Origin of the sequence: Burkholderia dolosa, from assembly GCF_902499135.1 — a bacterium.
Lineage (GTDB): Bacteria > Pseudomonadota > Gammaproteobacteria > Burkholderiales > Burkholderiaceae > Burkholderia > Burkholderia dolosa.
The window spans coordinates 19887-45876 of the sequence record NZ_CABVPR010000024.1 but is presented as its reverse complement, the minus strand read 5'-3'; the positions used below and the strand labels follow the sequence as shown (position 1 = coordinate 45876).

30 protein-coding genes are annotated in these 25990 nt (G+C 66.9%); 23 read left to right on the top strand and 7 right to left on the bottom strand.

Annotated features, from left to right (window positions below; genetic code table 11):
- Positions 1 to 21: 21 nt before the first annotated feature.
- The 4 genes from gshB to ptsP all read left to right on the top strand — a co-directional run bounded on the left by gshB (position 22) and on the right by ptsP (position 3988).
- Positions 22 to 978 carry a glutathione synthase gene (gene gshB / locus BUB20358_RS13200; RefSeq protein WP_006763309.1) on the top strand — a complete coding sequence of 319 codons (957 nt, stop codon included), beginning with the start codon at positions 22 to 24 and terminating at the stop codon, positions 976 to 978.
- Between the two features lie 222 nt (positions 979 to 1200).
- Positions 1201 to 1671, top strand: coding sequence for a PTS sugar transporter subunit IIA (locus tag BUB20358_RS13195; protein ID WP_006763310.1), 471 nt, complete (start codon positions 1201 to 1203; stop codon positions 1669 to 1671).
- 73 nt (positions 1672 to 1744) lie between these two features.
- Positions 1745 to 2014, top strand: a complete 270-nt coding sequence (locus BUB20358_RS13190) for an HPr family phosphocarrier protein (protein ID WP_006763311.1) — start codon at positions 1745 to 1747, stop codon at positions 2012 to 2014.
- 201 nt (positions 2015 to 2215) lie between these two features.
- On the top strand, positions 2216 to 3988 hold the full coding sequence (gene ptsP, locus BUB20358_RS13185) for a phosphoenolpyruvate--protein phosphotransferase (protein WP_035973262.1): 1773 nt from the start codon (positions 2216 to 2218) through the stop codon (positions 3986 to 3988).
- A gap of 97 nt (positions 3989 to 4085) precedes the next feature.
- Here ptsP and BUB20358_RS13180 read toward each other — a convergent pair whose 3' ends face one another.
- The 3 genes from BUB20358_RS13180 to gpmA form a co-directional block, all read right to left on the bottom strand.
- Positions 4086 to 4838, bottom strand: coding sequence for a HesA/MoeB/ThiF family protein (locus BUB20358_RS13180; protein WP_006763313.1), 753 nt, complete (start codon positions 4836 to 4838; stop codon positions 4086 to 4088).
- A 120-nt stretch (positions 4839 to 4958) separates the two neighbouring features.
- On the bottom strand, positions 4959 to 6509 hold the full coding sequence (locus BUB20358_RS13175) for a S41 family peptidase (RefSeq protein WP_006763314.1): 1551 nt from the start codon (positions 6507 to 6509) through the stop codon (positions 4959 to 4961).
- Positions 6510 to 6732: 223 nt separating this feature from the next.
- Positions 6733 to 7479 (bottom strand): 2,3-diphosphoglycerate-dependent phosphoglycerate mutase, encoded by a 747-nt coding sequence (gene gpmA, locus BUB20358_RS13170; protein WP_035971662.1) that lies wholly within the window; start codon positions 7477 to 7479, stop codon positions 6733 to 6735.
- 135 nt (positions 7480 to 7614) lie between these two features.
- Here gpmA and BUB20358_RS13165 point away from each other — a divergent pair, with 135 nt between their 5' ends.
- From BUB20358_RS13165 to BUB20358_RS13145, 5 genes are all read left to right on the top strand, one after another.
- Positions 7615 to 8037: a rhodanese-like domain-containing protein gene (locus BUB20358_RS13165; RefSeq protein ID WP_006763316.1), complete on the top strand. Its 423-nt coding sequence runs from the start codon at positions 7615 to 7617 to the stop codon at positions 8035 to 8037.
- On the top strand, positions 8034 to 8294 hold the full coding sequence (gene grxC, locus BUB20358_RS13160) for a glutaredoxin 3 (RefSeq protein WP_006763317.1): 261 nt from the start codon (positions 8034 to 8036) through the stop codon (positions 8292 to 8294). Before BUB20358_RS13165 ends, grxC begins: the two co-directional genes overlap by 4 nt.
- Positions 8295 to 8397: 103 nt before the next feature.
- A complete protein-coding gene (gene secB, locus BUB20358_RS13155; protein WP_006763318.1) occupies positions 8398 to 8880 on the top strand; it encodes a protein-export chaperone SecB in 483 nt (160 codons plus the stop codon).
- Between the two features lie 26 nt (positions 8881 to 8906).
- Positions 8907 to 9905, top strand: coding sequence for an NAD(P)H-dependent glycerol-3-phosphate dehydrogenase (locus BUB20358_RS13150; protein ID WP_035971663.1), 999 nt, complete (start codon positions 8907 to 8909; stop codon positions 9903 to 9905).
- Positions 9906 to 10002: 97 nt separating this feature from the next.
- A complete protein-coding gene (locus BUB20358_RS13145; RefSeq protein ID WP_006763320.1) occupies positions 10003 to 10527 on the top strand; it encodes an O-acetyl-ADP-ribose deacetylase in 525 nt (174 codons plus the stop codon).
- A 38-nt stretch (positions 10528 to 10565) separates the two neighbouring features.
- On the opposite strand, the gene trmL is transcribed toward BUB20358_RS13145, so the two are convergent.
- Complete coding sequence (trmL, locus tag BUB20358_RS13140) at positions 10566 to 11036, bottom strand: tRNA (uridine(34)/cytosine(34)/5-carboxymethylaminomethyluridine(34)-2'-O)-methyltransferase TrmL (protein ID WP_006763321.1); 471 nt, start codon at positions 11034 to 11036, stop codon at positions 10566 to 10568.
- A gap of 100 nt (positions 11037 to 11136) precedes the next feature.
- Positions 11137 to 11916 (bottom strand): ComF family protein, encoded by a 780-nt coding sequence (locus BUB20358_RS13135; protein WP_035971665.1) that lies wholly within the window; start codon positions 11914 to 11916, stop codon positions 11137 to 11139.
- Between the two features lie 83 nt (positions 11917 to 11999).
- On the opposite strand from BUB20358_RS13135, the gene BUB20358_RS13130 reads away from it, so the two are divergent.
- From BUB20358_RS13130 to BUB20358_RS13095, 8 genes are all read left to right on the top strand, one after another.
- Positions 12000 to 12965, top strand: coding sequence for a methyltransferase domain-containing protein (locus tag BUB20358_RS13130; RefSeq protein WP_035971667.1), 966 nt, complete (start codon positions 12000 to 12002; stop codon positions 12963 to 12965).
- A gap of 195 nt (positions 12966 to 13160) precedes the next feature.
- On the top strand, positions 13161 to 13685 hold the full coding sequence (locus BUB20358_RS13125) for a DUF2244 domain-containing protein (protein WP_045552408.1): 525 nt from the start codon (positions 13161 to 13163) through the stop codon (positions 13683 to 13685).
- Between the two features lie 56 nt (positions 13686 to 13741).
- Entirely contained in the window at positions 13742 to 15343 is a 1602-nt protein-coding gene (gene coxB / locus BUB20358_RS13120; protein ID WP_006763325.1) for a cytochrome c oxidase subunit II, read from the top strand.
- A gap of 43 nt (positions 15344 to 15386) precedes the next feature.
- A complete protein-coding gene (gene ctaD, locus BUB20358_RS13115) occupies positions 15387 to 16994 on the top strand; it encodes a cytochrome c oxidase subunit I (RefSeq protein ID WP_006763326.1) in 1608 nt (535 codons plus the stop codon).
- 70 nt (positions 16995 to 17064) lie between these two features.
- Positions 17065 to 17205: a cytochrome oxidase small assembly protein gene (locus BUB20358_RS13110; protein ID WP_035971672.1), complete on the top strand. Its 141-nt coding sequence runs from the start codon at positions 17065 to 17067 to the stop codon at positions 17203 to 17205.
- Positions 17206 to 17240: 35 nt separating this feature from the next.
- Positions 17241 to 17849: a cytochrome c oxidase assembly protein gene (locus tag BUB20358_RS13105; protein WP_006763327.1), complete on the top strand. Its 609-nt coding sequence runs from the start codon at positions 17241 to 17243 to the stop codon at positions 17847 to 17849.
- A 14-nt stretch (positions 17850 to 17863) separates the two neighbouring features.
- Positions 17864 to 18061 carry a DUF2970 domain-containing protein gene (locus tag BUB20358_RS13100; protein WP_006763328.1) on the top strand — a complete coding sequence of 66 codons (198 nt, stop codon included), beginning with the start codon at positions 17864 to 17866 and terminating at the stop codon, positions 18059 to 18061.
- A gap of 135 nt (positions 18062 to 18196) precedes the next feature.
- Complete coding sequence (locus BUB20358_RS13095) at positions 18197 to 19054, top strand: cytochrome c oxidase subunit 3 (RefSeq protein WP_006763329.1); 858 nt, start codon at positions 18197 to 18199, stop codon at positions 19052 to 19054.
- A 170-nt stretch (positions 19055 to 19224) separates the two neighbouring features.
- On the opposite strand, the gene BUB20358_RS13090 is transcribed toward BUB20358_RS13095, so the two are convergent.
- A complete protein-coding gene (locus BUB20358_RS13090) occupies positions 19225 to 19434 on the bottom strand; it encodes a twin transmembrane helix small protein (RefSeq protein WP_006763330.1) in 210 nt (69 codons plus the stop codon).
- A gap of 84 nt (positions 19435 to 19518) precedes the next feature.
- Here BUB20358_RS13090 and BUB20358_RS13085 point away from each other — a divergent pair, with 84 nt between their 5' ends.
- Genes BUB20358_RS13085 through BUB20358_RS13065 form a run of 5 tightly spaced genes read left to right on the top strand, consistent with a single transcriptional unit; the run spans position 19519 to position 23601 of the window.
- A complete protein-coding gene (locus tag BUB20358_RS13085; protein WP_006763331.1) occupies positions 19519 to 20229 on the top strand; it encodes an SURF1 family protein in 711 nt (236 codons plus the stop codon).
- A gap of 60 nt (positions 20230 to 20289) precedes the next feature.
- A complete protein-coding gene (locus BUB20358_RS13080) occupies positions 20290 to 20916 on the top strand; it encodes an SCO family protein (RefSeq protein ID WP_006763332.1) in 627 nt (208 codons plus the stop codon).
- Positions 20917 to 20941: 25 nt separating this feature from the next.
- A complete protein-coding gene (locus tag BUB20358_RS13075) occupies positions 20942 to 22054 on the top strand; it encodes a COX15/CtaA family protein (RefSeq protein ID WP_006763333.1) in 1113 nt (370 codons plus the stop codon).
- An 8-nt stretch (positions 22055 to 22062) separates the two neighbouring features.
- Positions 22063 to 22965 carry a heme o synthase gene (gene cyoE, locus BUB20358_RS13070; protein ID WP_006763334.1) on the top strand — a complete coding sequence of 301 codons (903 nt, stop codon included), beginning with the start codon at positions 22063 to 22065 and terminating at the stop codon, positions 22963 to 22965.
- 18 nt (positions 22966 to 22983) lie between these two features.
- Entirely contained in the window at positions 22984 to 23601 is a 618-nt protein-coding gene (locus BUB20358_RS13065) for an SCO family protein (RefSeq protein WP_006763335.1), read from the top strand.
- 148 nt (positions 23602 to 23749) lie between these two features.
- Here BUB20358_RS13065 and BUB20358_RS13060 read toward each other — a convergent pair whose 3' ends face one another.
- Positions 23750 to 24040, bottom strand: a complete 291-nt coding sequence (locus BUB20358_RS13060) for a YciI family protein (protein ID WP_006763336.1) — start codon at positions 24038 to 24040, stop codon at positions 23750 to 23752.
- Between the two features lie 208 nt (positions 24041 to 24248).
- On the opposite strand from BUB20358_RS13060, the gene BUB20358_RS13055 reads away from it, so the two are divergent.
- Positions 24249 to 25886, top strand: coding sequence for a methyl-accepting chemotaxis protein (locus BUB20358_RS13055; protein ID WP_035971674.1), 1638 nt, complete (start codon positions 24249 to 24251; stop codon positions 25884 to 25886).
- Positions 25887 to 25990: the final 104 nt, after the last annotated feature.

Below are 25990 nucleotides of genomic sequence, written 5' to 3'. Positions count from 1 at the left end.
TTCGCTACGTACAGGACCCGCATGGACATTCTCTTTATCGCCGACCCGCTCGAGCGCTTCAAGATCTACAAGGATTCGACCTACGCGATGATGGCGGAGGCCGCGCGGCGCGGGCATGCGGTGTACGCGTGCGAGCCGCGCCATCTCGCGTGGACCGGTTCGGCGGTCGAGGCCGACGTGCGGCGCATCGCGTTCGTCGGCGATCTGGACGACCTGCATCGCGACACGTGGTTCGACGCAGGGCCGGTCGACGCGCGGCGCCTCGAGTCGTTCGGCGCGGTGCTGATGCGCAAGGATCCGCCGTTCGACATGGAGTACGTGACGTCGACGTGGCTGCTCGAGCTGGCCGAGCGCGCAGGCGCCCGCGTATTCAACAACGCGCAGTCGATTCGCGATCATTCGGAGAAGCTCGCGATCGGCGAGTTCGCGCAGTTCGTCGCGCCGACGCTCGTCACGCGCGATGCCGCGCGCCTGCGCGCGTTCCATGCGGAGCACGGCGACGTGATCCTGAAGCCGCTCGACGGAATGGGCGGGATGGGCGTGTTCCGCGTGAAGCCCGACGGGATGAATCTCGGCTCGATCATCGAGATGCTGAGTCACGACGGCACGCGCACCGTGATGGCGCAGAAGTTCATCCCGGAGATCAAGGACGGCGACAAGCGCATCCTGCTGATCGGCGGCGAGCCGGTGCCGTATTCGCTCGCGCGGATTCCTCAGGGCAGCGAGGTGCGCGGCAATCTGGCCGCGGGCGGCCTCGGCGTCGCACAGCCGCTGACGCCGCGCGATCGCGAGATCGCCGAGACGCTCGGGCCGGTGCTCGCGTCGCGCGGGCTGCTGCTGGTCGGCCTCGACGCGATCGGCGACTGGCTGACCGAGGTGAACGTGACGAGCCCGACGTGCTTTCGCGAGATCATGGAGCAGACGGGTTTCGACGTCGCCGCGATGTTCATCGACGCGCTGGAGCGCGCGGCCGCATAGCGTGCGGCGCGCCGTTTCCCGCGCAACCCCGGCGGCGGCCGCGCAGGTCCCCCGCCGCCGGAGTGGTTCGACCGGCCTGCTACAATGCCCGCTTGCCCGGTGCCGCATCGGCGCGCCGAAGGTCCGGCGCTCGGGCTGAAACTGTTGCAAGGCTGAACATGAAGCGTTTCCCACACTCGTTACGCTCGTTGCGCCGCCAGCGGCGGCCGGGAGCGATCTGACATGGCCGGGATCCTGATCATCGCGCACGCACCGCTCGCCACCGCGTTGCGCGACTGCATCGCGCACATCTACGGCGGCGTGCCCGCGCGGATCGGCTGCATCGACGTGCAGGCCGACAGCGATCCGACGCAGGTGATGGCGTTCGCGCACGCCGAACTGGCTCGGCTCAAGGAAGACAACGGCGCGATCGTGCTGACCGATATGTACGGTGCGACACCCGCGAACATCGCGGGGCAGCTCGCGAAGCTCGACAACGTGCGCGTGCTGGCCGGCGTGAATCTGCCGATGCTCGTGCGCGCCGTCTGCTATCGTACGATGCCGCTCGACAAGCTCGTCGACAAGGCGCTGAGCGGCGGCGCGAAGGGCGTCCACGAAGTCGCGGCCGGTACGCCGCCGCCGCCGACCGAACTCGGCTGCGGGCAGTGCGCGCCGATTCCGCCCGAGCCGCAGCCGCGCACCGAATCGCACTGACGCGCCGTTTTCCGCTTTAGACCCGACCGCCGACGCACGCCGCCGGCGGCCTCGACCGACCCGACCGACAACCATGCTTCAACAAGAAACCACGATCGTCAATAAATTGGGGCTGCATGCGCGCGCATCGGCCAAGCTCACGCAACTGGCCGGCAACTTCCAGTCGGAAGTCTGGATGACGCGCAACGGGCGCAAGATCAACGCGAAGAGCATCATGGGCGTGATGATGCTCGCGGCCGGCATCGGCAGCACCGTGACGATCGAGACCGACGGACCGGACGAGAAGGAAGCGATGGATGCGCTGCTGAAGCTGATTGCCGACAAGTTCGGCGAAGGCCAGTGATGGTCACGCCGAATCGTTGCCGTTTCCAGCCAGAATGCCGCGAATTCCGCGGCATTTTTTTCGTCGGCAGCATTGATGCGCAGCGCGCAATGCTGCGCTGCATGCAGCCAGCAGCGGCGCGCGGAATTTATAATCGCTAACCGGGGTCATAAGCGCATCGCAGCAGTGTGCCGCGGCTTTACATGTACAGAGGAGGTGCGCGTGTCCTTCACGCTGCATGGCATTCCCGTCTCACGAGGTATCGCGATCGGGCGAGCGTATCTGATCGCGCCGGCGGCGCTCGACGTCGCTCATTACCTGGTCGAGGCGAACCGGATCGACGCCGAGGTCGAGCGTTTCCGCGCGTCGCTCGAGGCCGTGCATCGTGAACTCGACGCGCTGCGCGCCGACCTGACCGACGACACGCCGTCGGAAGTGAGCGCGTTCATCGACGTGCACGCGATGATCCTGCGCGACGAGATGCTGGTGCAGGAAACCATCGATCTCATCCGCACGCGCCGCTACAACGTCGAATGGGCGCTGACCGAGCAGCTCGAACTGCTTACGCGTCACTTCGACGACATCGAGGACGAATACCTGCGCGAGCGCAAGGCCGACATCGAGCAGGTCGTCGAGCGCGTGCTGAAGGCGCTCGCCGGCGCGCCGTCCGCGTCGCAGGCGCTCGACGGCGCCGCTGCGAGCGGGACGAACGACATGATCGTCGTCGCGCACGACATCGCGCCGGCCGACATGATGCAGTTCAAGACGCAGTCGTTCCAGGCGTTCGTCACCGATCTCGGCGGCCGCACGTCGCACACCGCGATCGTCGCGCGCAGTCTCGGCATTCCGGCCGCGGTCGGCGTGCAGCACGCGAGTGCGCTGATTCGCCAGGACGATCTGATCATCGTCGACGGCGATCAGGGGATCGTGATCGTCGATCCGGCGCCGATCGTCCTCGAGGAGTATTCGTACCGTCAGTCGGAGAAGCTGCTCGAGCAGCGCAAGCTGCAGCGGCTGAAGTTCTCGCCGACGCAAACGCTGTGCGGCACGAAGATCGATCTTTACGCGAACATCGAGCTGCCTGACGACGCGAAGGCTGCCGTCGAGGCCGGCGCAGTCGGTGTCGGGCTGTTCCGCTCGGAATTCCTGTTCATGCATCAGAAGGAGATGCCGGAGGAGGAAGAGCAGTTCGCCGCATACAAGCGGGCGGTCGAGTGGATGAAAGGGATGCCGGTCACGATCCGCACGATCGACGTCGGCGCGGACAAGCCGCTCGAGGCGCTCGACGAAGGCTACGAGACGGCGCCGAACCCCGCGCTCGGGCTGCGCGCGATTCGCTGGAGCCTGTCCGAGCCGCAGATGTTCCTCACGCAGCTGCGCGCGATCCTGCGCGCATCGGCATTCGGGCAGGTGAAGATTCTGATCCCGATGCTCGCGCATGCGCAGGAGATCGACCAGACGCTCGACCTGCTACGCGAGGCGAAGCGCCAGCTCGACGACGCAGGGCTCGCATACGATCCGAACGTGCGCGTCGGCGCGATGATCGAGATTCCGGCCGCGGCGATCGCGTTGCCGCTGTTCCTGAAACGTTTCGATTTCCTGTCGATCGGCACGAACGACCTGATTCAGTACACGCTTGCGATCGATCGCGCGGACAACGCGGTCGCGCACCTGTACGACCCGCTGCATCCGGCGGTGCTGCATCTGATCTCGTACACGCTGCGCGAAGCACGGCGTGCGGGCGTGCCGGTGTCGGTGTGCGGGGAAATGGCCGGCGACCCGGCGCTCACGCGTCTGTTGCTCGGGATGGGACTCACCGAGTTCTCGATGCATCCGAGCCAGCTGCTGGTCGTGAAGCAGGAGATCCTGCGTGCGCATCTGAAGGCGCTCGAGAAGCCGACGGCCGACGTGCTCGCCGCATTCGAGCCCGAAGAAGTGCAGGCGGCGCTCAAGCGGCTCGCAGTTGCCGAGCCGCGCGCGGATGCCGCCGCGTAGGCGCGTAACCGAATCGATTGCTATGTGACGCCGCTGCAGCGTGCCGCGCCTGCGTCGATCGGCGCACGCGCATCGCTTGCATGACGCGCGATGTGCGTCAGTGCCGATTGCCGCACACCGGGCAGTCGGCCTGACGTGCGATCTTCATCGTCGTCCATTCCATCCGCAGCGAATCCAGCATCATCAGCCGCCCGTTGAGCGTCGTGCCGATCCCGCCGATCACACGCAATGCCTCGGCAGCCTGCATCGTGCCGATGATTCCGACCGTCGGCGCGAACACGCCCATCGTCGCGCACGCGACTTCCTCGAACGGCTGATCCTCCGGAAATACGCACGCGTAGCACGGCGCGGCCGGATCGCGGAAGTCGAACGTGCTGATCTGCCCGTCGAAGCGCAGCGCGGCACCCGATACGAGCGGCACGCCGTGCGCGACGCACGCGCGATTGATCGCATGGCGCGTCGCGAAGTTGTCCGTGCAGTCGAGCACGACCGTCGCGTGCGGCACGTGCGCATTCAGCCATCCGTCGTCGACGCGTTCCGCGATCGCGTGCACGGTAATCTCGGGATTGAGCCGCGCGAGTGCGTCGCGCCCCGATTCGACCTTGCTGCGGCCGACCGAAGCCGTTTCATGCAGGATCTGCCGCTGCAGGTTCGTCAGGTCGACCGTGTCCGCGTCGACGAGCGTGATCGTCCCGACGCCGGATGCCGCGAGGTACATCGCCGCCGGCGAGCCAAGCCCGCCGGCGCCGACGACGATCGCGTGCGCATCGAGGAAGCGCTGCTGCGCTTCGATGCCGATTTCGTCGACGAGGATGTGGCGGGAGTAGCGAAGGAGTTGGTCGTCGTTCATGGGGACTGTCGGGCGAAGCGCGCGGCACGCGCGGCGGGACGGATGTTCGTATTCTAGACGGGCATGAAAAACGGGCCATCGCGGTGTTCCCGCGATGGCCCGTCGGATGCCGGCCGGCGCTTAGTGAGCGGCCGACGCAGGCTTCGGTGCGGACGCCGGCTTCGCGCCGGAGCCCTTCGCCGCGGCCGCGGCAGCCGCCTTGCCGGCCGGGCTCTTCGTCGTGCTCTCCGCGAGCAGCGACTTCGATTCCTGGACCGGCTTGCCTTCGAGCTTGTTCAGCGCCTGCTGCATCATGAAGTCGTCGGCGCTGCCGAACTCGATCGGCTTGCGATCGCGATCCTTCTGGCGCTGCTCCGGCGTCTTCTTGTCGTTCTGCTCTTCGAGGATGCGCAACTGGTCCATCCGGCGCTGCTCGCGCTCTTCCTGTTCCTTCTTCTCGTTCGGATCCTGCGTGTTCGCGAGGTGATTCGTGTAGTCGACCTCGCGCGTCACGAGCACGTCGTCCGGATCGCCGTCCGCGTACTGATCGACCGGCAGATCGGGCGTGATCCCCTTGTTCTGGATCGAGCGGCCGCTCGGCGTGTAGTAGTACGCGGTCGTCAGACGCAGCGCGGTGTCGGCCGTCATCGGACGGACCGTCTGCACGGAGCCCTTGCCGAACGTCGTCTTGCCCATGATCAGCGCGCGCTTCGAATCCTGCAGCGCGCCGGCGACGATTTCCGACGCGGACGCCGAGTAGGCGTTCGTCAGCACGACCATCGGCACGGTCTTGAAGATCGGCGGCAGGTTCTTCAGCGGATCGCCGTCGAAGGTCGGCAGCCGATAGTTGTCGTAGGTGTCGCGGTAGACCTGCTTCGAATCGGGGATCTGGCCGTTGGTCGACACGACGACCGAGTCCGGCGGCAGGAACGCGCCGGCCACGCCGACCGCGCTTTGCAGCAGGCCGCCGCCGTTGTTGCGCAGGTCGAGGATCAGGCCCTTCAGGTTCGGCTGCTGACGCGCGATGTCCTGCAGCTTCGCGGCGAGATCGGGTACCGTCCGCTCCTGGAAGCTCGTGATGCGGATGTAGGTGTAGCCGGGGTCGAGCATCTTCATCTTGACGCTCTGGACCTTGATGATCGCGCGCGTGACCGTGACCGGGAACGTGCGGTCGTCGCTCTTGCGGAAGATCGTCAGCGTGACCTTGGTGCCCGGCTCGCCGCGCATCTGCTTGACGGCCTTGTCGAGCGTCATGCCGCGCACCGGCTTGTCGTTGATGCGCGTGATCAGGTCGCCCGGACGGATGCCGGCGCGGAACGCGGGCGTGTCTTCGATCGGCGAGATCACCTTGACGAGGCCGTCTTCCTGCGAGATCTCGATGCCGAGGCCCGCGAAGCGGCCCTTCGTCTGCTCCTGCAGTTCGTCGTAGTCGGTCTTGTCGAGGAACGACGAATGCGGGTCGAGGCTCGACACCATGCCCTTGATCGCCGCCGTCAGCAGCTTCTTGTCGTCGACCGGTTCGACGTACTCGCGCTTGATCTGGCCGAACACTTCCGCGAACAGGCGGAGCTGGTCGAGGGGAAGCGGTGCCGTGACGGTCTGCTCGGCCGACGCCGAAATCTGCAGCGTGGCGAACACGCCCGTGGCGAGGCCCGCGGCAATCAGGCCGATGTTCTTCAATTTCATTCGCATAGAGAGTCTGGTGCGGTCGGGAAGCGCGTGGCGGTAGCGGGGATGTAGCGGACAAGTATAACTGTTCGCCCGAAACGTCAGTGCAACGGTGCGAAAGGCGCCGGCCGACTGCCGCGACAGGGCCGTGCCGGAATTCGCAAGCCCGTTCGACAGTGCCCGGGCCGCGAAGGTTCGCGCGGCGCGCCCGGGTTTCGCGCCGGACCGGCCGGCGCGACGGCGGGCGTCAGCCCGCCTTGCCCTGCTTCGCGACCGCGGCCTGCGCCTGCGCGATCGCTTCCTGGTCGCCGAGGTAGTAGTGCTTGATCGGCTTCAGGTTCTCGTCGAGCTCGTACACGAGCGGCACGCCGTTCGGGATGTTCAGGCCGACGATGTCGCTGTCGGAGATGCCGTCGAGATACTTGATCAGCGCGCGCAGCGAGTTGCCGTGCGCGGCGATCAGCACCTGCTTGCCGGCGCGGATGGCCGGCGCGATCGACTCGTTCCAGAGCGGCAGCACGCGCGCGACGGTGTCCTTCAGGCATTCGGTGAGCGGCAGCTGCTCGCGCGGCACCTTCGCATAGCGCGGATCGCCGTACGGCGCGCGCTCGTCGGTCGGTTCGAGCGCCGGCGGCGGCGTGTCGTAGCTGCGGCGCCAGACGAGCACCTGTTCGTCGCCGAACTTCGCGGCGGTTTCCGCCTTGTTCAGCCCCGACAGCGCGCCGTAGTGGCGCTCGTTCAGCCGCCACGAGTGGACGATGGGCAGGTACATCAGATCCATCCGGTCCTGCACGTGCCACAGCGTGCGGATCGCGCGCTTGAGCACCGACGTGTACGCGATGTCGAACGTGTAGCCGGCGTCGCGGAGCAATTCGCCGGCCTGATAGGCTTCGTTGCGGCCCTGTTCGGTGAGGTCGACGTCGACCCAGCCCGTGAAGCGGTTTTCCTTGTTCCACGTCGATTCGCCGTGGCGGATGAGAACGAGTTTGTACATGGATCTTGCGGTCGGTAGTGAAGGAAGCGGTGCGCGCCGCGCGGCGCCCCGAGCCGGGCCCGCCATCGCGCAAGACGGTTATTTTATAATGGCGGGATTGTCCTTTTCCGATTTCTCTTTTTCCGGCGGAATTCCGTGAAGTTCTTTACCGATTACACGAACCTGGCCCTCATCGCGATCCTGCTGGTGTCGGGCGGCCTGCTGGCGTGGCCGGCGCTGCGCCGCGGTCGCGGCGGCCTGTCGGCGGCCGAGGCGACGCAGCTCATCAACCGCCGCAACGCGGTCGTGATCGACGTGCGCCCCGCATCCGAATTCGCGGCGGGTCACTTGCCGTCGGCGCGTCAGCTCGCGGCCGGCGAGATCGGCGCAAAAATTGCGCAGATCGCGAAGAACAAGAGCACGCCGGTGCTGCTCGTCTGCCAGAACGGCCAGCAGTCGCAGAAGGCGGCGCGCGAGGTTCAGGCGGCGGGTTACGCCGAAGTGCACGTGCTCGACGGCGGCGTGGCCGCCTGGCAGCAGGCCGGAATGCCGGTCGTCAAACAAGGAGTGGCGAAGTGAACAAGGTTCTGATGTACAGCACGCAGGTGTGTCCGTATTGCATGCAGGCCGAGCGCCTGCTGAAGCTGCGCGGCGTCGAGCAGATCGAGAAGGTGCTGATCGACCGCGATCCCGCGCGCCGCGAGGAAATGATGTCGCGCACCGGCCGCCGCACGGTGCCGCAGATCTACATCGGCGACACGCACGTCGGCGGCTACGACGATCTGTCGAAGCTCGATCGCGAGGGCGGCCTGTTGCCGCTTCTGCAAGCGGCCTGATTAGGGCAGAATGGCCGCCGGCCGCGAGCGGTCCGCGCGCAGGATTCATCCGAGGCGGTCGGCGAACAGTCCGGCCGCCCGTCACCACTTTTAGGGAAACACCATGTCCGACGTCGAAAACCAACCGTTCTTCAACATCCAGCGCGTCTACCTGAAGGATATGTCGCTCGAGCAGCCGAATTCGCCGGCGATCTTCCTCGAGCAGGACATGCCGTCGGTTGAAGTCGAAGTCGACGTCAAGGCCGAGCGCCTGGCCGAGAGCGTGTTCGAGGTCGTCGTGTCGGGCACCGTCACCGCGAAAGTGAAGGACAAGGTCGCGTTCCTGATCGAAGCGAAGCAGGCCGGGATTTTCGACATTCGCAACATTCCCGACGAGCAGCTCGATCCGCTGGTCGGCATCGCATGCCCGACGATCCTGTTCCCGTATCTGCGCTCGAACATCGCCGACGCGATCACGCGCGCCGGCTTCCCGCCGATCCACCTCGCGGAAATCAACTTCCAGGCGCTGTACGAGCAGCGTCTCGCGCAGCTTCAGCAGCAGGCCGGCGCCGCAGCGGGCGCACCGAACGGCACGACGCTGAACTGACGTTTCACTCCGGACCGGTGCTGGGTATGAAAGTAGCCGTTCTCGGCGCCGGTGCCTGGGGCACCGCGCTCGCCGGTCATCTGGCCGCGCGGCACGACACGCTTCTGTGGGCGCGCGACGCCGCGCTCATCGCCGGGCTGCAGGCCCGCCACGAAAATTCCCGCTATCTGGACGGCATCGCGCTGCCCGATGCGCTGCGCTACGACGCCGACCTCGGCGTCGCGCTCGCGCACGGCGCGGCCGGCGACGCGCTGTGCGTGATCGCCGCGCCCGTGGCCGGGCTGCGCACGCTGTGCCGCGCGATGCGCGACGCGGGCTGCGTGCCCGCGCACATCGTGTGGGTGTGCAAGGGATTCGAAGCCGATACGCATCTGCTGCCGCATCAGGTGATCGCGGCCGAATTGCCCGAACAGCACAGCAACGGCGTGCTGTCTGGGCCGAGTTTCGCGCGCGAAGTCGGGCGCGCGTTGCCGGTCGCGCTGACGGTCGCGAGCACGTCGGCCGAATGCCGTGACCGCACGCTCGCGGCGTTTCATCACGGTGCGATGCGGATCTACACGGGCGACGACGTGGTCGGCGTCGAAGTCGGCGGCGCGGTGAAGAACGTGCTCGCGATCGCGACCGGCATCGCCGACGGTCTCGGCCTCGGGCTGAACGCGCGCGCCGCGCTGATCACGCGCGGCCTCGCCGAAATGTCGCGGCTCGGCGTCGCGCTCGGCGGCCGCGCGGAAACCTTCACGGGCCTCACCGGCCTCGGCGACCTGATCCTGACCGCGACCGGCGACCTGTCGCGCAATCGCACGGTCGGCCTGCAATTGGCGGCCGGCCGCTCGCTGAACGACATCCTCGGTGCGCTCGGCCACGTCGCCGAAGGCGTGCGCTGCGCGCAGGCGGTGCTCGCGCTCGCGCGCGCGCAGTCGATCGAAATGCCGATCACCGAAGCCGTGTGCGGCGTGCTGTTCGACGGCATTGCGCCGCGCGACGCGGTCAGCGGTCTGCTGCGGCGCGACGCGCGCGCCGAATAGTCGGCCGATCGACGTCTCTTCTGACGGCCTCGTGCCGAGCACGCCGCGCGAAAGCGCACTACGCTTGAACCGTCTTCCGGCTTAGCGCGAGGTTGTCATGCTGAAGATCGGTTCCACCACGCTCGACGCGCAACTCGTCGACATCACGACTCTCGACGTCGACGCGATCGTCAACGCGGCGAACGGCTCGCTGCTCGGCGGCGGCGGTGTCGACGGCGCGATTCATCGCGTGGCAGGCCCCGGCCTGCTCGACGAATGCCGCACGCTCGGCGGCTGCGACACGGGCGACGCGAAGCTTACCCGCGGCCACCGGCTGCCGGCGCGCTACGTGATTCATGCGGTCGGCCCCGTCTGGCACGGCGGCGACCGTGGCGAGCCCGACCTGCTCGCATCGTGCTACCGGCGTGCGATCGAACTGGCCGACGAAGTCGGTGCGACGTCGATCGCATTTCCGGCGATCAGCTGCGGGATTTACCGCTATCCGGCTGACCGGGCGGTCGACATCGCGGTCGGCACCGTCATCGAAACGCTGCCGCAGGCGCCGGGCATCGCACGCGTGATATTCGCGTGCTTTTCTTCCGACATCCACGACTTGTATCGCGCGCGGCTCGCGCGCATTTAGCCGCGGCCCGCCGGCCGCGCTGCGCTTCGCTTCGACGATTACGCGCCGCCTTCGAAGCCTGCCTGACGCCACGCTTCGAACACGACGACGGCGACCGTATTCGACAGGTTCAGGCTGCGGTTGCCCGGGCGCATCGGCAGGCGCACGCGCTGTTCGCCCGGAAACCGCTCGAGCAGCTCGGCCGGCAGCCCGCGCGTCTCCGAGCCGAACACGAACCAGTCGCCGGGCAAAAACGCGCGGTCGTGGAAGCGGCCCGAGCCGCGGGTCGTGAACGCGAACATCCGCGCCGGGTCCGGCGCTTCGGCCGCGACGAACGCGTCCCAGTCGCCGTGCACGCGCATTTGCGCGTATTCGTGATAGTCGAGGCCGGCGCGCCGCATCTTCGCGTCGTCGAGCGGGAAGCCGAGCGGTTCGATCAGGTGCAGACGGGCGCCCGTGTTCGCGCACAGGCGGATCACGTTGCCGGTGTTCGGCGGAATTTCGGGGGCGACGAGGACGACGTTGAACATGTTCCGGTTTCGCTGGGCCAGCCCGGACGTGCGCTGCGCCGTCCCGACAAGCCGGTTCGTGATGGCCGCGGCCGCATTCCTGCAGCCGGCCTCTATCTAATTAATCTCTGGCGGTGCGCAGCGCAACCAGATTCGTCACGCGTGCAGCGCCCGCCGCCTTCAGCGCCTGAGCGGCGGCCGCGAGCGTCGCGCCGGACGTCATCACGTCGTCGACGAGCGCAACGTGGCGACCGGCGACGTCGCCGGCGACCGCGAACGCGGCCGTCACGTTGCCGCGGCGCGCGCGGCGATCGAGCCGCGACTGCGGCGCCGTTTCGATCACGCGTGCGAGCAGCGCCGCTTCGGCGCGCACGCCGAGCCGGCGCGCGAGCGGACGCGCGATCGCCCACGCCTGGTTGTAGCCGCGCGCGACGAGCCGTTTGTGCGACAGCGGCACCGGCGCGACGACGTCGAAGCCGCCGGTGCCCGGCGTATCGTCGATCAGCCGGGCGAGCCGCGCGGCGAACTCCGCGCCGAGCGCGAGTCGCGCATGAAACTTCAGCCCGCGCGCGAGCCCGTCGAGCGGCGCGCGGTAATCGGCGAGCGCGAGCGTCGCATCGAACGGCGGAGCCGTGGCGCGACAAGCATCGCACCGATACGCCGCTGCACCCGCGGCAGGCGATCGCCGCCGATTGCTGCCCAACGGCACCGCGCACGCGTCGCAGCGCAGCCGCGCTTCGTTCCAGTACGCGGCGTCGCAAGCCGCACAGATCGCCGCGTGTGACAAATTGCCGCACAGCGCGCACCGATTAGGCAGCGCGATCGTGACGGCGCGCGCGGCGAGCATGCGTGCATGCGACAAAACGACGCGCATCGTGCGCGGGACGGAACGACGATTCATCTCGGACACTCCACGCCGCCCCGCTTCGCTGAAGCCTGCTGGGCGAGCGAGTATACTTCGGGCTCTTCGCCAGTGTGCCCGACATGTCCCCAGCTTCGACTTCATCCAGCCGTCCGGCCAATGACGCCCGGCGCCTGCGGCGTATCTTCGATCGCCGCGCCGCCGCGTTCGACGCGGTCGCGTTCCTGCCGCGCGAGATCGCGCAGCGGATGTGCGAGCGTCTCGAATACATCAAGGTGACTCCGGCGGCCGTGCTCGATGCGGGCTGCGGCGCCGGCGACGACCTGCCCGCGCTGCGCGCGCGGTTCCCCGAAGCGCCGGTGTTCGGCGTCGATCTGTCCGGCGCGATGCTCGCGCGGGCCGGTCAGCGCGAGACCGAGCAGACGAGCTGGCGCCGCTGGCTGCCCGCGTCGCTCGGCCGTGCGCTGGGTCCGCGTGGCCCGCGCGTCGCGCAGGCCGATTTCTCCGCGCTGCCGTTTGCGGCCGGCACGTTCGATCTGATCTGGTCGAATCTCGCGCTTCACTGGCATTCGCGTCCCGACGCCGTGCTGCCCGAATGGCAGCGCGTGTTGCGCGTGAACGGCCTGCTGATGTTCAGCACGCTCGGCCCCGACACGCTGCGCGAGCTGCGCGCCGCCTGCGCGGACGCGGAAGCGGCGCTCGGGATCGCGCCGCCCGCCGCGCGCGTGATCGATTTCGTCGACATGCACGACCTCGGCGACATGCTCGTCGAGAGCGGCTTCGAGATCCCGGTGATGGACCAGGAAGTGCTCACCGTCACGTACAAATCGCCCGATTCGCTGCTGGCCGACGTGCGTCGCTGGGGCGCGTATCCGTTTGCGCGCACCGCGCCGCAGCACGCGTCGCGGCGTTTCCGCGCGGCGCTCGGCGACGCGCTGCACGCGCGCCGGCGCGCGGACGGCACGATCCCGCTGACGTTCGAAGTGATCTACGGCCACGCATGGAAAGCCGCGCCGCGCACGACCGCCGAAGGGCACGGGATCGTGCGCATCGAGGACATCGGAAAGGGGCGTCCGAAGAATCGGTAAAGCGGTAAAGAGGGGTTTTGTTATGTCCGAAATTAGCGGCGCGAAGCGCGATGGAATTGACGCGAAAAATGGCCGGAAAGCTTGTCGCGCTTGGCTTGCGGGCCGATCGGCGCTTGCTTGTGGATGCCATTGAACCCGCCTATAATGCGTCAGCTTGTCGTCCCGGGGTCCCCGCAATACGGGGCGGCGAGTCCGATGCAGGCATGCATCGCATGCCATTCGCGTGAGGCGGCGATGGAAGCAGCGACGGTGTTGGCGGAGACGGCGGACGGCGAACCGGTCCTCGCAGACTGGCTGATGAAACGCAACTGTTCGGTGTCGCCGCGTCAATTCGTGCTGTTTTACGCGTCGCTCGCAGGCTTCTCGCTGGTGATCGCGGCGTTGCTGATGTGGCGGGGGGCCTGGCTCGTCATGCCCTTCACCGGAATCGAGTTGCTGGCGGTCGGTGTCGCGTTCGCGATCTATGCACGCCACGCGGTCGACTACGAGCGCATCAGGCTGTTTCCGCACCGGCTCGTGATCGAGCGAATGGAGGCGGAGCGGCTCACGCAGATCGAATTCAACCCGCGCTGGGTGCGGGTCGAGCCGGGCGCGACGCCACGCGATCCGATTCGGCTGGTATCGCGCGGGCAGACCGTCGTAATCGGGCAGCATCTCGCGCAGTACAAGCGTGCGCAGTTCGCCGACGAACTGCGCGTGTCGCTCCGGCGCTGCGGCTGACGCGCCGGGCACCGGCCTGCAGCAGGGCCGCGGGCTCGCGACGGGGGAGGGTTTGAATGGAAATTTTGGGTAAGGATGCTATGAAAACAATCAAGCGAGCCCTCATGGGCGTGCTGGCATGCAGCGGATTGCTCTTTGCCGGCGCCGCTCTGGCGGTCGGTGACAGCCCGGGCGGCCCCCGCGTCAACGAGATCAACCTGCAGCCGCCCGTCACGAAGATCGCCGAGGAGCTCTACGATCTCCACACGATGATGCTGATCCTGTGTACGGTGATCTTCGTCGGCGTGTTCGGCGTGATGTTCTATTCGATCTTCGCGCACCGCAAATCCAAGGGCCACAAGGCCGCCAATTTCCATGAAAGCACGACCGTCGAAATCATCTGGACGATCGTGCCGTTCGTCATCGTCGTGCTGATGGCGCTCCCGGCGACGAAGGCCGTCGTCGCGATGAAGGACACGACGAATGCCGATCTCACGATCAAGGTCACCGGCTACCAGTGGAAGTGGGGCTACGACTACGTGAAGGGCCCGGGCGAGGGCATCTCGTTCCTGTCGACGCTCACGACGCCGCGCGACGAAGTGATGGGCAAGAAGCCGATCACCGAAACCTATCTGCAGGAAGTCGACAACCCGCTCGTCGTGCCGGTCAACAAGAAGATCCGCATCATCACGACCGCGAACGACGTCGTTCACTCGTGGTACGTGCCCGCGTTCGGCGTGAAGCAGGACGCGATTCCGGGCTTCGTGCGCGATACGTGGTTCAAGGCCGACAAGGTCGGCACGTACCGCGGTTTCTGTACCGAGCTGTGCGGCAAGGAGCATGCATACATGCCGGTCGTCGTCGAAGTGCTGTCGGACGACGACTACGCGAAGTGGGTCGGCGCGCAGAAGGCGAAGCTCGCCGGCGCGGCAGTCGATCCGAACAAGGTGTACACGATGGCCGAACTCGTCGCGCACGGCGAGGAAGTCTACAAGGCGAACTGCGCGGCCTGCCACCAGGTGAACGGCAAGGGCCTCGGCGCATTCCCGGCGATGGACGGCAGCCCGATCGTCAACGGTCCGATCGCCGCGCACCTCGAGCGCGTGCTGCACGGCAAGGGCGCGATGCCGTCGTGGGCGTCGCTGTCCGATCTCGATATCGCATCGGTCGTCACGTACGAGCGCAATTCGTGGGGCAACCACAAGAACGATCTGCTGCAGCCGAAGCAGGTGGCCGACGCGCGTAACGGCAAGATGCCGGAAGACACCGCAGGCGCAGCGGCATCGGCCGAAGCGGCTTCGGCGCCGGCGCAAGCCGCGTCGGGCGCAGCCGAGCAGCCGGCCGCAGCATCGGCGTCGGCCGCGGCTGCGGTGTCGACCATCTACTTCGAGACGGGCAAGAGCACGCTGCCGGCCGACGCGAAAGCGGCGATCGCCGCAGCGGCCGACTATGCGAACGCGCATCCGGACGCGAAGCTCGCGCTGTCGGGCTTCACCGACAAGACCGGCTCGGCCGACGCGAACGCCGAACTCGCGAAGCAGCGCGCACAGGCCGTGCGCGACGCGCTGAAGGCGGCAGGCGTGGCGGAAGACCACATCGTTCTGAAAAAGCCGGAAACGATCACGGGCGGGGCCGACGCAAAGGCAGCGCGACGGGTCGAGATCGGCCCGGCGGCTTGACGTGTCGCAGTGTTTGTCGACGTATTCGCATTAGGAGATTCTCATGTCTAGCATCGGGCACGACGTAGCCGCGGGCCACGCGCACGACGACCACGCGCACGAAGCACCGCACGGCTGGCGACGCTGGCTGTTCGCCACCAACCACAAGGACATCGGTACGCTGTACCTGCTGTTCTCGTTCATCATGTTCCTGTCGGGCGGCGTGATGGCGCTCGGCATCCGCGCCGAGCTGTTCGAGCCGGGCCTGCAGATCATGCGTCCGGAGTTCTTCAACGAACTCACGACGATGCACGGGCTGATCATGGTGTTCGGCGCGATCATGCCGGCGTTCGTCGGCTTCGCGAACTGGATGATTCCGCTGCAGATCGGCGCATCCGACATGGCGTTCGCGCGGATGAACAACTTCAGCTTCTGGCTGCTGCCGGTCGCGGCGGTGCTGCTGGTCGGTTCGTTCTTCGCGCCGGGCGGCGCGACGGCCGCCGGCTGGACGCTGTACGCGCCGCTGTCGACTCAGATGGGCCCGGGCATGGACTTCGCGATCTTCGCGGTCCACATCATGGGCGCGTCGTCGATCATGGGCGGGATCAACATCGTCGTGACGATCCTGAACATGCGCGCGCCCGGCATGACGTTGATGAAGATGCCGATGTTCGCGTGGACATGGCTGATCACCGCGTACCTGCTGATCGCCGTGATGCCGGTTCTGGCGGGCGCGATCACGATGGTGCTGTTCGATCGTCACTTCGGTACGTCGTTCTTCAACGCGGCAGGCGGCGGCGACCCGGTGATGTACCAGCACATCTTCTGGTTCTTCGGCCACCCCGAGGTGTACATCATGATTCTGCCGGCGTTCGGGATCGTGTCGCAGGTGATCCCGGCGTTCTCGCGCAAGACGCTGTTCGGCTACAGCTCGATGGTGTACGCGACGGCTTCGATCGCGATCCTGTCGTTCATGGTGTGGGCGCACCACATGTTCGCGACCGGCATGCCGGTCACCGGTCAGCTGTTCTTCATGTACGCGACGATGCTGATCGCGGTGCCGACGGGCGTGAAGGTGTTCAACTGGCTCGCGACGATGTGGCGCGGCTCGATGACGTTCGAAACGCCGATGCTGTTCGCGATCGGCTTCCTGTTCGTGTTCACGTTCGGCGGCCTGACGGGCCTGATGCTCGCGATGGCGCCGCTCGACATCCAGTATCACGGCACCTACTTCGTGGTCGCGCACTTCCACTACGTGCTGGTGGCCGGCTCGCTGTTCGCGCTGTTCTCGGGCTGGTACTACTGGGCGCCGAAGTGGACGGGCTGGATGTACAACGAGACGCGCGGCAAGATCCACTTCTGGGCGTCGATGATCTTCTTCAACCTGACGTTCTTCCCGATGCACTTCGTCGGTCTCGCGGGCATGCCGCGCCGCTATGCGGACTACCCGGCGCAGTTCACGGACTTCAACCAGGTCGCGACGATCGGCGCATTCGGCTTCGGCCTCGCGCAGGTGTACTTCCTGTTCGCGGTCGCGCTGCCGGCCTACCGTGGCGGCGGCGAGCTGGAGAAGGCGGCGGACAAGCCGTGGGACGGCGCGACCGGCCTCGAGTGGACGGTGCCGAGCCCGGCTCCGTTCCATACGTTCGAGCAGCCGCCGCACGTCGAATAAGTTTCACCGCGCGTTCCGCCGCGGCCTGCCGTGCAGGCAGGCGCGGCGGGGCGCCGAACCGAAGTTTCAGATGAACCGGAATCCACAGCAAAGACGAACGCCCGAGCAGATTCGCGCGGGCAACAAGCGGCTCGGCCTGATCCTGCTCGTGATCGTCGCCGTCTTTTTTGTGGGTGTCGTGATCAAGCAGTGGTGGCTGTCCACTCACTGACGCAGCAACTGACGCAGTAGCGAGGAAGTCGTCGTATGTCGAAGCCGGAAGGGGGCGCCGCCGATCGCGCGTTCAATCGTTCGATGCTGGTGAAGCTCTTCGTCGTCGCCGGGCTGATGTTCGGCTTCGGCTTCGCGTTGATCCCGATGTATCGCGCGATCTGTCAGATCACGGGCATCAACAACCTGCTGCAGCGCGACGTCAGCGAGCGCGAGGCGAAGAACACGCAGGTCGATTACAGCCGCACCGTATCGATCGAGTTCGACGCGAACGCGCGCGGCCCGCTCGGTTTCAAGCCGGAGCACAACAGTCTGGACGTGCATCCGGGCGAGCTGACGACGATCGTGTACGACGTGACGAACGGGCAGGGCCGGCCGGTCGTCGCGCAGGCGATTCCGAGCTACGCGCCGAAGCAGGCGACGGAGTTCTTCAAGAAGATCGAGTGTTTTTGCTTCACGCAGCAGACATTGGCCGCGAACGAGTCGCGCAAGATGCCGGTGGTGTTCGTGATCGATCCGAAACTGCCGAAGGACGTGAAGACGATCACGCTGTCGTACACGTTCTTCGAGCTGAACACGCCGGCCACGCCGGCGCCCGCGACGCGTACCACCGCGGCGCAGGGCGCGACGGCGCCGGGTGCATGACGACGGAGGCGGCGATGACGGAGGTGAAGGGCGGCGGATTCGGTCAGGCGCTGCGCGCGGTGTTGTGGTCGTTCTTCGGCGTGCGCAAGCGGCGCGACCTGGAAGCCGACGCGACGCAGCTCAATCCGCTGCACGTGCTGATCGTCGCGCTGATCGCGGCCGGTGTGTTCATCGGTGTGCTGATCCTGATCGTGCGGGCCGTCGTCGGCTGACGCGGTCGCGAAACAATGCAGTGCGCAGCGCCGCGGCGCTGCGTGCAGGAAAAGAGCGGCGGCCGTCGCGTCGCGCAAGAAATATGGCCGGAGCGTTTTCCGGTACACAAATTGGACTGAAGTGGAGAATCAAGCATGAGCGGTCAAAACCAGACCCCGTACTATTTCGTGCCGCATCCGTCGCAGCATCCGATCAGCGCGGCCGTCGGCCTGCTGGTCATGCTCGGATCGTTCGCACTCTGGCTCAACGGTCACGACTGGGCACCGTACACGTCGCTGGTCGGCCTGCTGTGGCTGCTCTTTACGCTGTACCACTGGTTCGGCGATTCGATCGCCGAATCGGAAGGCGGTCATTACGGCAAGAACGTCGACCGCTCGTACCGCTGGAGCATGAGCTGGTTCATCTTCTCGGAAGTCATGTTCTTCGGCGCGTTCTTCGGTGCGCTGTTCTATGCGCGCGAAATCGCGCTGCACCAGCTCGGCAGCCTCGACTACAAGCTGATCTGGCCGGATTTCTCCGCCGTGTGGCCGAACGAAGGGCCGGCCGAGCTCGCCGGCCACTTCAAGACGATGGGTCCGTGGCCGATCCCGACGCTGAACACCGCGCTGCTGCTGTCGTCGGGCGCGACGCTGACGGTGTCGCACCACGCGCTGCGCGACGATCACCGCAAGAAGGCGATCGCATGGCTCGCGGCGACGCTCGTGCTCGGCGTCTGCTTCCTGTTCCTGCAGGGCTTCGAATACTTCCACGCGTACAACGAACTGAACCTGACGCTTGGCTCGGGCATCTACGGGTCGACGTTCTTCCTGCTGACCGGCTTCCACGGCTTCCACGTGTTCCTCGGCGGCACGATGCTCGCGGTGGTGCTGGTGCGGATGATCCGCGGCCACTTCAAGCCCGATCATCACTTCGCGTTCGAAGGCGCTGCGTGGTACTGGCACTTCGTCGACGTCGTCTGGCTCGGGCTGTACGTCGTCGTCTACTGGCTGTAAATGGAAAAACGGCCCGCGCAGCGATGCGCGGGCCGTTTTCATTCGCGGGGCACGGCGCGAACGCTGCCGGCAACCGCACCCCGGCGCCGCCGCGACTCAGTCAGGCGGCGCTTTTGCTTGGTCGCGCATCCGTGCGGCGATATGTCACATCGGCCGCGACGGCGAGCGGATCAACGCCCGATCGGCAAGCCGGTCGAATGGATCCAGCCCATCCAGTTCGCGAACAGGATGAACAGGAACAGCGAGATCGACAGCCCGACACGGGTGGCGAGCGACCAGACCATGCGCTTCGTATGGCCGCGGTCGTGCATCATGAAATAGAGCGCCGACCCCATGCTGGCGATGATGAGGACGAAGGCGATGGGAACGAGTATGTGCATGACACGAACCGGACGACGGCAATTCGAAAGGAAGAGGATAATTATCGCACTTCGCTTTTGCGAGTGCGCCCCGCGGGCGGCCCGATGAAGATCCGCTGGCTTCCGGCGCTGCTGATTCTCGTCGTGGTCGCGTCCGCGATCCGTCTCGGTTTCTGGCAGCGCGACCGCGCGCATCAGAAGGAAGCGCTGCACGCGAGCATCGTCCGCTACGAGCACGCGCCGCCGGTCGACATCGGTGCGCAGCCGATTCCGCTCGCGTCGATCGAGTTCCATCGGGTGCGTGCGAAGGGCCGCTTCATCCCCGAGCAAGCGGTGTTCCTCGACAATCGGCCGTATAACGACCAGCCGGGTTTTTACGTCGTGATGCCGTTTAAACTCGCGGGCGGCGGCTATGTGCTCGTCAATCGCGGCTGGCTGCCGCGCAACATCGCCGACCGCACCGCGATCGAGCCGTTTCCGACGCCGGAAGGCGAGATCGAGATCGAGGGTATCGCGCGCGCGGACGCGTCGCGCGCGTTCGAGCTCGGCGAAGGCGGTTCGGCGGCGCACCAGAAGATCCGGCAGAACCTGGACGTCGCTGCATACGCGAAGGAAACCGGGCTGCCGCTGCAGCCGTTCGTGATCCAGCAGACGAGCGACGACGGCGACAAGCTCGTGCGCGACTGGCCGGCGGCGACGACCGGCGTCGAGCGCAATTACGGTTACATGTTTCAGTGGTGGGGCATTGCGGCTGCCGCGCTCGGCTTCGGGCTGTACGCGGCAAGGCGTGCGGCGAAGAAGTCGGCCGGCGCATGAGCGCGATGCCCGGACGCGGCCGCCAGGCCGCGGGTTCGTTTCGAGAGGTCTGAATTGTCCATGGAATCTTCCCGTCAGGGTCCGGCCGCGAAGCCGATCTCGCCGGCGGCCCGCAAGCGCGGCCGCTGGATGCTGGTGCTGCTGGGGCTCGTGTGCGCGGCGCCGATGCTCGCGTCGTATTTCACCTATTACGTGATCAAGCCGAAGGGCGGATCGACGAACTACGGCACGCTGATCGAGCCGCAACGCCCGATTCCGGCCGGGCTCACGGTAACCGACGAAACCGGCAAGACGGTGCCGCTGTCGTCGTTGCGCGGCGTGTGGCTGTTCGTGATGACCGACCGCAGCGCATGCGACGACGCGTGCGCGAAGAAGCTCTATTTCATGCGGCAGATCCGCGTCACGCAGGCCGGCGAGCGGCACCGGATCACGATGGTGTGGCTGCGCAGCGATGCGGGCGCGATTCCGCAGAAGGTGCTCGACGCGTATCCGGACACGCGGCGCCTCGTCGCCGATCCCGCCGCGGTCGCCGCATGGCTGCCCGCCGACGCCGGCACGCAGAACAGCGACCATCTGTACCTGGTCGATCCGAACGGCAACCTGATGATGCGCTTCCCGAAGGACCCGAACCCCAGCAAGATCAAGACGGACGTCACGAAGCTGCTGAAGTGGTCGAGCATCGGCTAAGGCAATCCAACGAGGCACCATTCCGATGTCGTATCTACTGCAACTCGGCCTGATCGGCTTGTGCATCGCGCTGCTGCCGCTGTCGTACGTGTGGGTGAAGGCCGACGACGACAAGTTCCGCAAGCTCGTGTGGGTCACCACGTTCCTGACGCTCGACCTCGTGATGTTCGGCGGCTTCACGCGGCTGACCGATTCGGGGCTCGGCTGCCCGGACTGGCCGGGCTGCTACGGCACGTCGTCGCCGTTCATCGCGCACGCCGCGATCACGGCCGCGCATCAGGCGATGCCGACCGGTCCCGTCAGCATGACGAAGGCGTGGATCGAGATGATCCACCGCTATTTCGCGATGGCGATCGGCGTGCTGATCATCGCGCAGGTCGTGATCGCGTGGTCGGCGCGGTGGCGCCGCCGTCCGCTGCACGTGTCGCCGTGGTGGCCGACGAGCCTGCTGCTGCTGATCGTCGTGCAGGGCGTGTTCGGTGCGTGGACGGTCACGATGAAGCTGCAGCCGGTGATCGTCACGACCCATCTGCTGCTCGGTCTCACGCTGCTCGGCACGCTCGGCTGGCTCGCGGCGCGGCAGACGCCGCTGCCGTCGTACGACCCGGAGGCCGGCCGCTATCGCGCGGCCGCGCTCGCGGCGCTCGTGCTGCTCGTCGTGCAGATCGCGCTCGGCGGCTGGGTGAGCACGAACTACGCGGTGCTCGCGTGCACCGACTTCCCGACCTGCAACGGCCAGTGGATTCCGCCGATGAACTTCGAGCAGGGCTTCCATTTGTGGCGCGCGCTCGGGATGACGAAGGACGGCGACGCGATCACGCAGGACGCGCTGGTCGCGATCCACTGGACACACCGCACGTTCGCGTTCGTGGTGGTCGCCTATCTGGTTGCGTTCGCACTGAGGATGCGCCGTTTCGCGTCGCTGCGGCGGCCCGCGAACGGCGTGCTGCTGGTCGTGCTGCTGCAGTTCGCGACGGGCCTGACGAACATCGTGCTGCAGTGGCCGCTGCCGGTCGCGGTCGCGCACAACGGCGGTGCCGCGATCCTGCTGCTGCTCGTCGTCATGTTAAACTTTCGCATCCTTTCAAGCCGCCCCGGCCGTGTCGTGCAGCCTGCGCGCGACGCCGCCCCGGCGTGACCGTCCCCATGCAAAGCACCCTGTCCCATTCGCCCGGTAGCCGGTTCTCCCAGTACATGGCGCTGACGAAGCCGCGTGTCACGCAGCTCGCGGTGTTCTGTGCGGTGATCGGCATGTTCCTCGCGACGCCCGGCATGGTGCCGTGGCACGTGCTGATCGGCGGCACGGTCGGCATCTGGCTGCTCGCCGGCGCGGCGTTCGCGATCAACTGTCTGGTCGAGCAGAAGGTCGACGCGATGATGCGGCGCACCGCGTGGCGCCCGTCCGCGCGCGGCGAGATCACGACGCCGCAGATCCTGCTGTTCTCCGCGGTGCTCGGCAGTCTGGGCGCCTGGACGCTCTATACGTTCACGAACCCGCTGACGATGTGGCTGACGATCGCGACCTTCGTCGGCTATGCGGTGATCTACACGCTGCTGCTCAAGCCGATGACGCCGCAGAACATCGTGATCGGCGGCGCGTCGGGCGCGATGCCGCCGGCGCTCGGCTGGGCGGCGGTCACCGGCGCGGTGCCCGGCGACGCGTGGATCCTCGTGCTGATCATCTTCGTGTGGACGCCGCCGCATTTCTGGGTGCTCGCGCTCTATCGCCGCAAGGATTACGAGAACGCGGGGCTGCCGATGCTGCCCGTCACGCACGGCGAGAAGTTCACGCGGCTGCACATCCTGCTGTATACGGTGATCCTGTTCGCGGTCACGATGATGCCGTTCATCTCCGGGATGAGCGGGGCCGTCTATCTGACGAGCGCGGTGCTGCTTGGCGCGGTGTTCCTCGCGTATGCGTGGAAAATCTACCGCGACTATTCGGACGCGCTCGCCCGCAAGGCCTTCCGTTACTCGATCGTCTATCTGTCGCTGCTGTTCGCCGCGCTGCTCGTCGATCACTATGCGCGCCCGCTGCTCGGCGTGTAACCGCACGGTTTGAACGCAATGCTCCATTCACGGTTCGGGCGCCGCGTGCGCCAACGCTGGATGCTCGCGTGCGCATTCGCGGCAGCGCTGCTGCTCGCCGGATGCGACAACGCGCCGAAGTTCCAGAATCTCGACATCACCGGCAACACGCAGTTCGGCACCAATTTCGCGCTGCCCGACACGACCGGCAAGGTGCGTACGCTCGCCGACTTCAAGGGCAAGGCCGTCGTGATGTTCTTCGGCTATACGCACTGCCCGGACGTGTGCCCGACGACGATGGCCGAACTGTCCGAGGCGCTGAAGCAGCTCGGCCCCGATGCGGCGAAGCGCGTGCAGGTACTGTTCGTCACCGTCGATCCGGAGCGCGACACGCCCGCGCTGCTCGCGCAGTACGTGTCCGCGTTCGATCCGTCGTTCATCGGCCTGCGGCCGGCCGACGAAGCGGCGCTGAAGAAGGTCACGAAGGATTTCCGCGTGTATTACGCGAAGGTGCCCGGCAAGACGCCGGGCAGCTACACGATGGATCACACGGCCGCGAGCTACGTGTTCGATCCGGACGGCAAGCTGCGGCTGTTCGTGCGCGATGGGCAGGGCCCCGGCCCGTGGGTTCACGATCTGAAGCTGTTGATCGGCTGAGCCGCTTCCGGGCCGTCGAGCAGCGCTGCCGCGCGTCGGATGCGCCGCGCGGCTCACGGCGGCGCGCCCGCGCTCGCGCGACGTGCGGCCCCGCACCGTCGCGCATTTCCTTTCTTTCCCCGATCGATACCGCTTTCGCCGCCGCGCGTTACGGCAACGCAGGCACGTTGAATCCCTGTGCGGCGCGCGTGATCCTGAATTCGGTCACGCGATACGTCGCGAGCCCGTCGGTGACGAACGGATCGGTCTTCAGGATCGCTTCGAGCTCGTCGCGGTCGATGCGTGCGGCGAGGATCATGCCGCCGTCGCGCGGCACCTTCGGTCCGGCGGCGATGAACACGCCGCGGTCGAGCAGCGGCTGCAGATAGGCGCGGTGGCGTTCGAGCGCATCGTCGATACGATCGAGCGACGCGGTGTAGTGAATGTCGATGACGTACATGGAAAGTCCCGGAATATCGCCCGTGCTTCGCGCGCGGGCCAGCCGATCTTGTAGCACACCGTGCGTCATGTGTCGTGCAGTGCGGGCCGCATCGCGCGGCACAGTATTCAAGTTGTAAGTCGCAGTGCCGTAAATACGGGGGCAACCGTTTGCGCGCGGCAGGCGACTCGCGCGCATCGCGAGCATCGATTTCGACTGAGGCACGCAGATGAGCAGAATGAGTTTGAACCGCAAGCTGTGGCTCGCGCTTGCGCTGGTATGGATCGGCCTTCTCGGCGTCGGCGCGTGGAGCGCGTACGAGACCCGCGCGACGATGCTCGCCGAACGCAAGGAAGGCATCGCGAATCTCGTCGAATCGGCGGCCGGCATCGTGAACGCGTACCAGGCGCTCGCACAGGCCGGCACGCTGTCGGAAGCCGACGCGAAGCGCGACGCGCTGGCGGCGCTGTCCGCGATGCGCTACGGCGATTCCGGCTACGTATTCGTGATGGATTCGAAGCCCGTCGTGCTGATGCATCCGACGCTGCCCAAGCTCGTCGGCACGCAGGTCGGCGACTATCTCGATCCGGACGGCAAGCCGCTGTTCGTGACGATCCTGAACGCGGCGAAGGCGACCGGCAGCGGCTTCGCCGAATATCGCGGGCGGCTGCCGCACAGCGAGACCGCGGTGCCGAAGATCAGCTACGTCACGCGCTTCGCGCCGTGGGACTGGAACATCTCGAGCGGCGTGTTCCTGAAGGACATCGATACCGTCTATTACCGGACGCTGTTCGGCCATCTCGCGGTCGTGCTCGTGATCGGCTTCGTGATCAGCGCTGCGATGCTCGTGATCATCCGCAACGTACGCGGCAGCCTCGGCGGCGAACCGGACGAAGCGGCGGCGCTCGCGCTGCGTATCGCGCACGGCGACCTCACGCAGCCGGTGCCGGTGCGCGCCGGCGATCGCACCAGCATGATGGCGGCGATGCGCGACATGCAGGCGCGCCTGCAGGCGACGCTCGGCGGGATCCGGCAGTCCGCCGAAGCGATCGCGTCGGCGAGCCGCGAGATCGCGTCCGGCAACGACGACCTGTCGCAGCGTACCGAGGAGCAGGCCGCGTCGCTCGAGGAAACGGCCGCGAGCATGGAGCAGCTGACCGCGACGGTGAAGCAGAACGCGGACAACGCGCGTCAGGCGAGCGGGCTCGCGAACAACGCATCGGAGATCGCGCGCGCCGGCCACGACGTCGTGAACCGCGTGATCGGCACGATGGGCGAGATCGACGACAGTTCGCGCAGGATCGCCGACATCATCGGCGTGATCGAAGGGATCGCGTTCCAGACCAACATCCTCGCGCTGAACGCGGCGGTCGAGGCTGCGCGTGCGGGCGAGCAGGGGCGCGGCTTCGCGGTGGTCGCCGGCGAGGTGCGCTCGCTCGCGCAGCGCAGCGCGACGGCCGCGAAGGAGATCCGCGAGCTGATCGTCGACTCGGTCGAACGCGTGCGCAACGGCTCGACGCTCGTCGGCCAGGCCGGCACGACGATGGGCGAGATCCTGCAGGCCGTCGCGCGCGTGACCGACATCATGGGCGAGATCGCGGCGGCATCCGAGGAGCAGGCGAGCGGCATTACGCAGGTCGGGCGCGCGGTCACGCAAATGGACCAGGTCACGCAGCAGAATGCGGCGCTGGTCGAGGAAGCCGCGGCGGCGGCCGCGTCGCTGCAGGAACAGGCCGCGCGGCTGCGCGACGCGGTCGGCGCGTTCCGGCTCGCCGACGCGGACGGCGCGCCGCCGCGCAAGCCAGCGCGACGGTCGGCCGAGCCGGCGTTCGACACGCGGGCGGCCGGCGAAGCGGCGGTCGCATGAGGCGCAGCTGCAGATGACGCGGCCGGTGCGCGGGCGCCCGGCCGCGCTACGCCGGCACCGTCGCGGTGCATACCCATATGAGCGGGATGTATTTCACTTCCCGC

Bases quoted from the DNA above. Each gene is read 5' to 3' on its own strand.
- BUB20358_RS13055 (WP_035971674.1), top strand. From the start codon at position 24,249: ATGAGCAGAATGAGTTTGAACCGCAAGCTGTGGCTCGCGCTTGCGCTG.
- BUB20358_RS13135 (WP_035971665.1), bottom strand. From the start codon at position 11,916: ATGAATCGTCGTTCCGTCCCGCGCACGATGCGCGTCGTTTTGTCGCAT.
- BUB20358_RS13085 (WP_006763331.1), top strand. From the start codon at position 19,519: ATGAAGATCCGCTGGCTTCCGGCGCTGCTGATTCTCGTCGTGGTCGCG.
- BUB20358_RS13060 (WP_006763336.1), bottom strand. From the start codon at position 24,040: ATGTACGTCATCGACATTCACTACACCGCGTCGCTCGATCGTATCGAC.
- BUB20358_RS13105 (WP_006763327.1), top strand. From the start codon at position 17,241: ATGTCGAAGCCGGAAGGGGGCGCCGCCGATCGCGCGTTCAATCGTTCG.
- BUB20358_RS13180 (WP_006763313.1), bottom strand. From the start codon at position 4,838: ATGAACGACGACCAACTCCTTCGCTACTCCCGCCACATCCTCGTCGAC.
- BUB20358_RS13075 (WP_006763333.1), top strand. From the start codon at position 20,942: ATGTCGTATCTACTGCAACTCGGCCTGATCGGCTTGTGCATCGCGCTG.
- coxB (WP_006763325.1), top strand. From the start codon at position 13,742: ATGGAAATTTTGGGTAAGGATGCTATGAAAACAATCAAGCGAGCCCTC.
- BUB20358_RS13195 (WP_006763310.1), top strand. From the start codon at position 1,201: ATGGCCGGGATCCTGATCATCGCGCACGCACCGCTCGCCACCGCGTTG.
- BUB20358_RS13145 (WP_006763320.1), top strand. From the start codon at position 10,003: ATGCTGAAGATCGGTTCCACCACGCTCGACGCGCAACTCGTCGACATC.
- BUB20358_RS13130 (WP_035971667.1), top strand. From the start codon at position 12,000: ATGTCCCCAGCTTCGACTTCATCCAGCCGTCCGGCCAATGACGCCCGG.
- BUB20358_RS13100 (WP_006763328.1), top strand. From the start codon at position 17,864: ATGACGGAGGTGAAGGGCGGCGGATTCGGTCAGGCGCTGCGCGCGGTG.
- BUB20358_RS13090 (WP_006763330.1), bottom strand. From the start codon at position 19,434: ATGCACATACTCGTTCCCATCGCCTTCGTCCTCATCATCGCCAGCATG.
- BUB20358_RS13150 (WP_035971663.1), top strand. From the start codon at position 8,907: ATGAAAGTAGCCGTTCTCGGCGCCGGTGCCTGGGGCACCGCGCTCGCC.
- BUB20358_RS13125 (WP_045552408.1), top strand. From the start codon at position 13,161: ATGCAGGCATGCATCGCATGCCATTCGCGTGAGGCGGCGATGGAAGCA.
- ctaD (WP_006763326.1), top strand. From the start codon at position 15,387: ATGTCTAGCATCGGGCACGACGTAGCCGCGGGCCACGCGCACGACGAC.
- BUB20358_RS13095 (WP_006763329.1), top strand. From the start codon at position 18,197: ATGAGCGGTCAAAACCAGACCCCGTACTATTTCGTGCCGCATCCGTCG.
- cyoE (WP_006763334.1), top strand. From the start codon at position 22,063: ATGCAAAGCACCCTGTCCCATTCGCCCGGTAGCCGGTTCTCCCAGTAC.
- gshB (WP_006763309.1), top strand. From the start codon at position 22: ATGGACATTCTCTTTATCGCCGACCCGCTCGAGCGCTTCAAGATCTAC.
- gpmA (WP_035971662.1), bottom strand. From the start codon at position 7,479: ATGTACAAACTCGTTCTCATCCGCCACGGCGAATCGACGTGGAACAAG.
- BUB20358_RS13175 (WP_006763314.1), bottom strand. From the start codon at position 6,509: ATGCGAATGAAATTGAAGAACATCGGCCTGATTGCCGCGGGCCTCGCC.
- BUB20358_RS13065 (WP_006763335.1), top strand. From the start codon at position 22,984: ATGCTCCATTCACGGTTCGGGCGCCGCGTGCGCCAACGCTGGATGCTC.
- secB (WP_006763318.1), top strand. From the start codon at position 8,398: ATGTCCGACGTCGAAAACCAACCGTTCTTCAACATCCAGCGCGTCTAC.
- BUB20358_RS13080 (WP_006763332.1), top strand. From the start codon at position 20,290: ATGGAATCTTCCCGTCAGGGTCCGGCCGCGAAGCCGATCTCGCCGGCG.
- trmL (WP_006763321.1), bottom strand. From the start codon at position 11,036: ATGTTCAACGTCGTCCTCGTCGCCCCCGAAATTCCGCCGAACACCGGC.
- BUB20358_RS13110 (WP_035971672.1), top strand. From the start codon at position 17,065: ATGAACCGGAATCCACAGCAAAGACGAACGCCCGAGCAGATTCGCGCG.
- BUB20358_RS13190 (WP_006763311.1), top strand. From the start codon at position 1,745: ATGCTTCAACAAGAAACCACGATCGTCAATAAATTGGGGCTGCATGCG.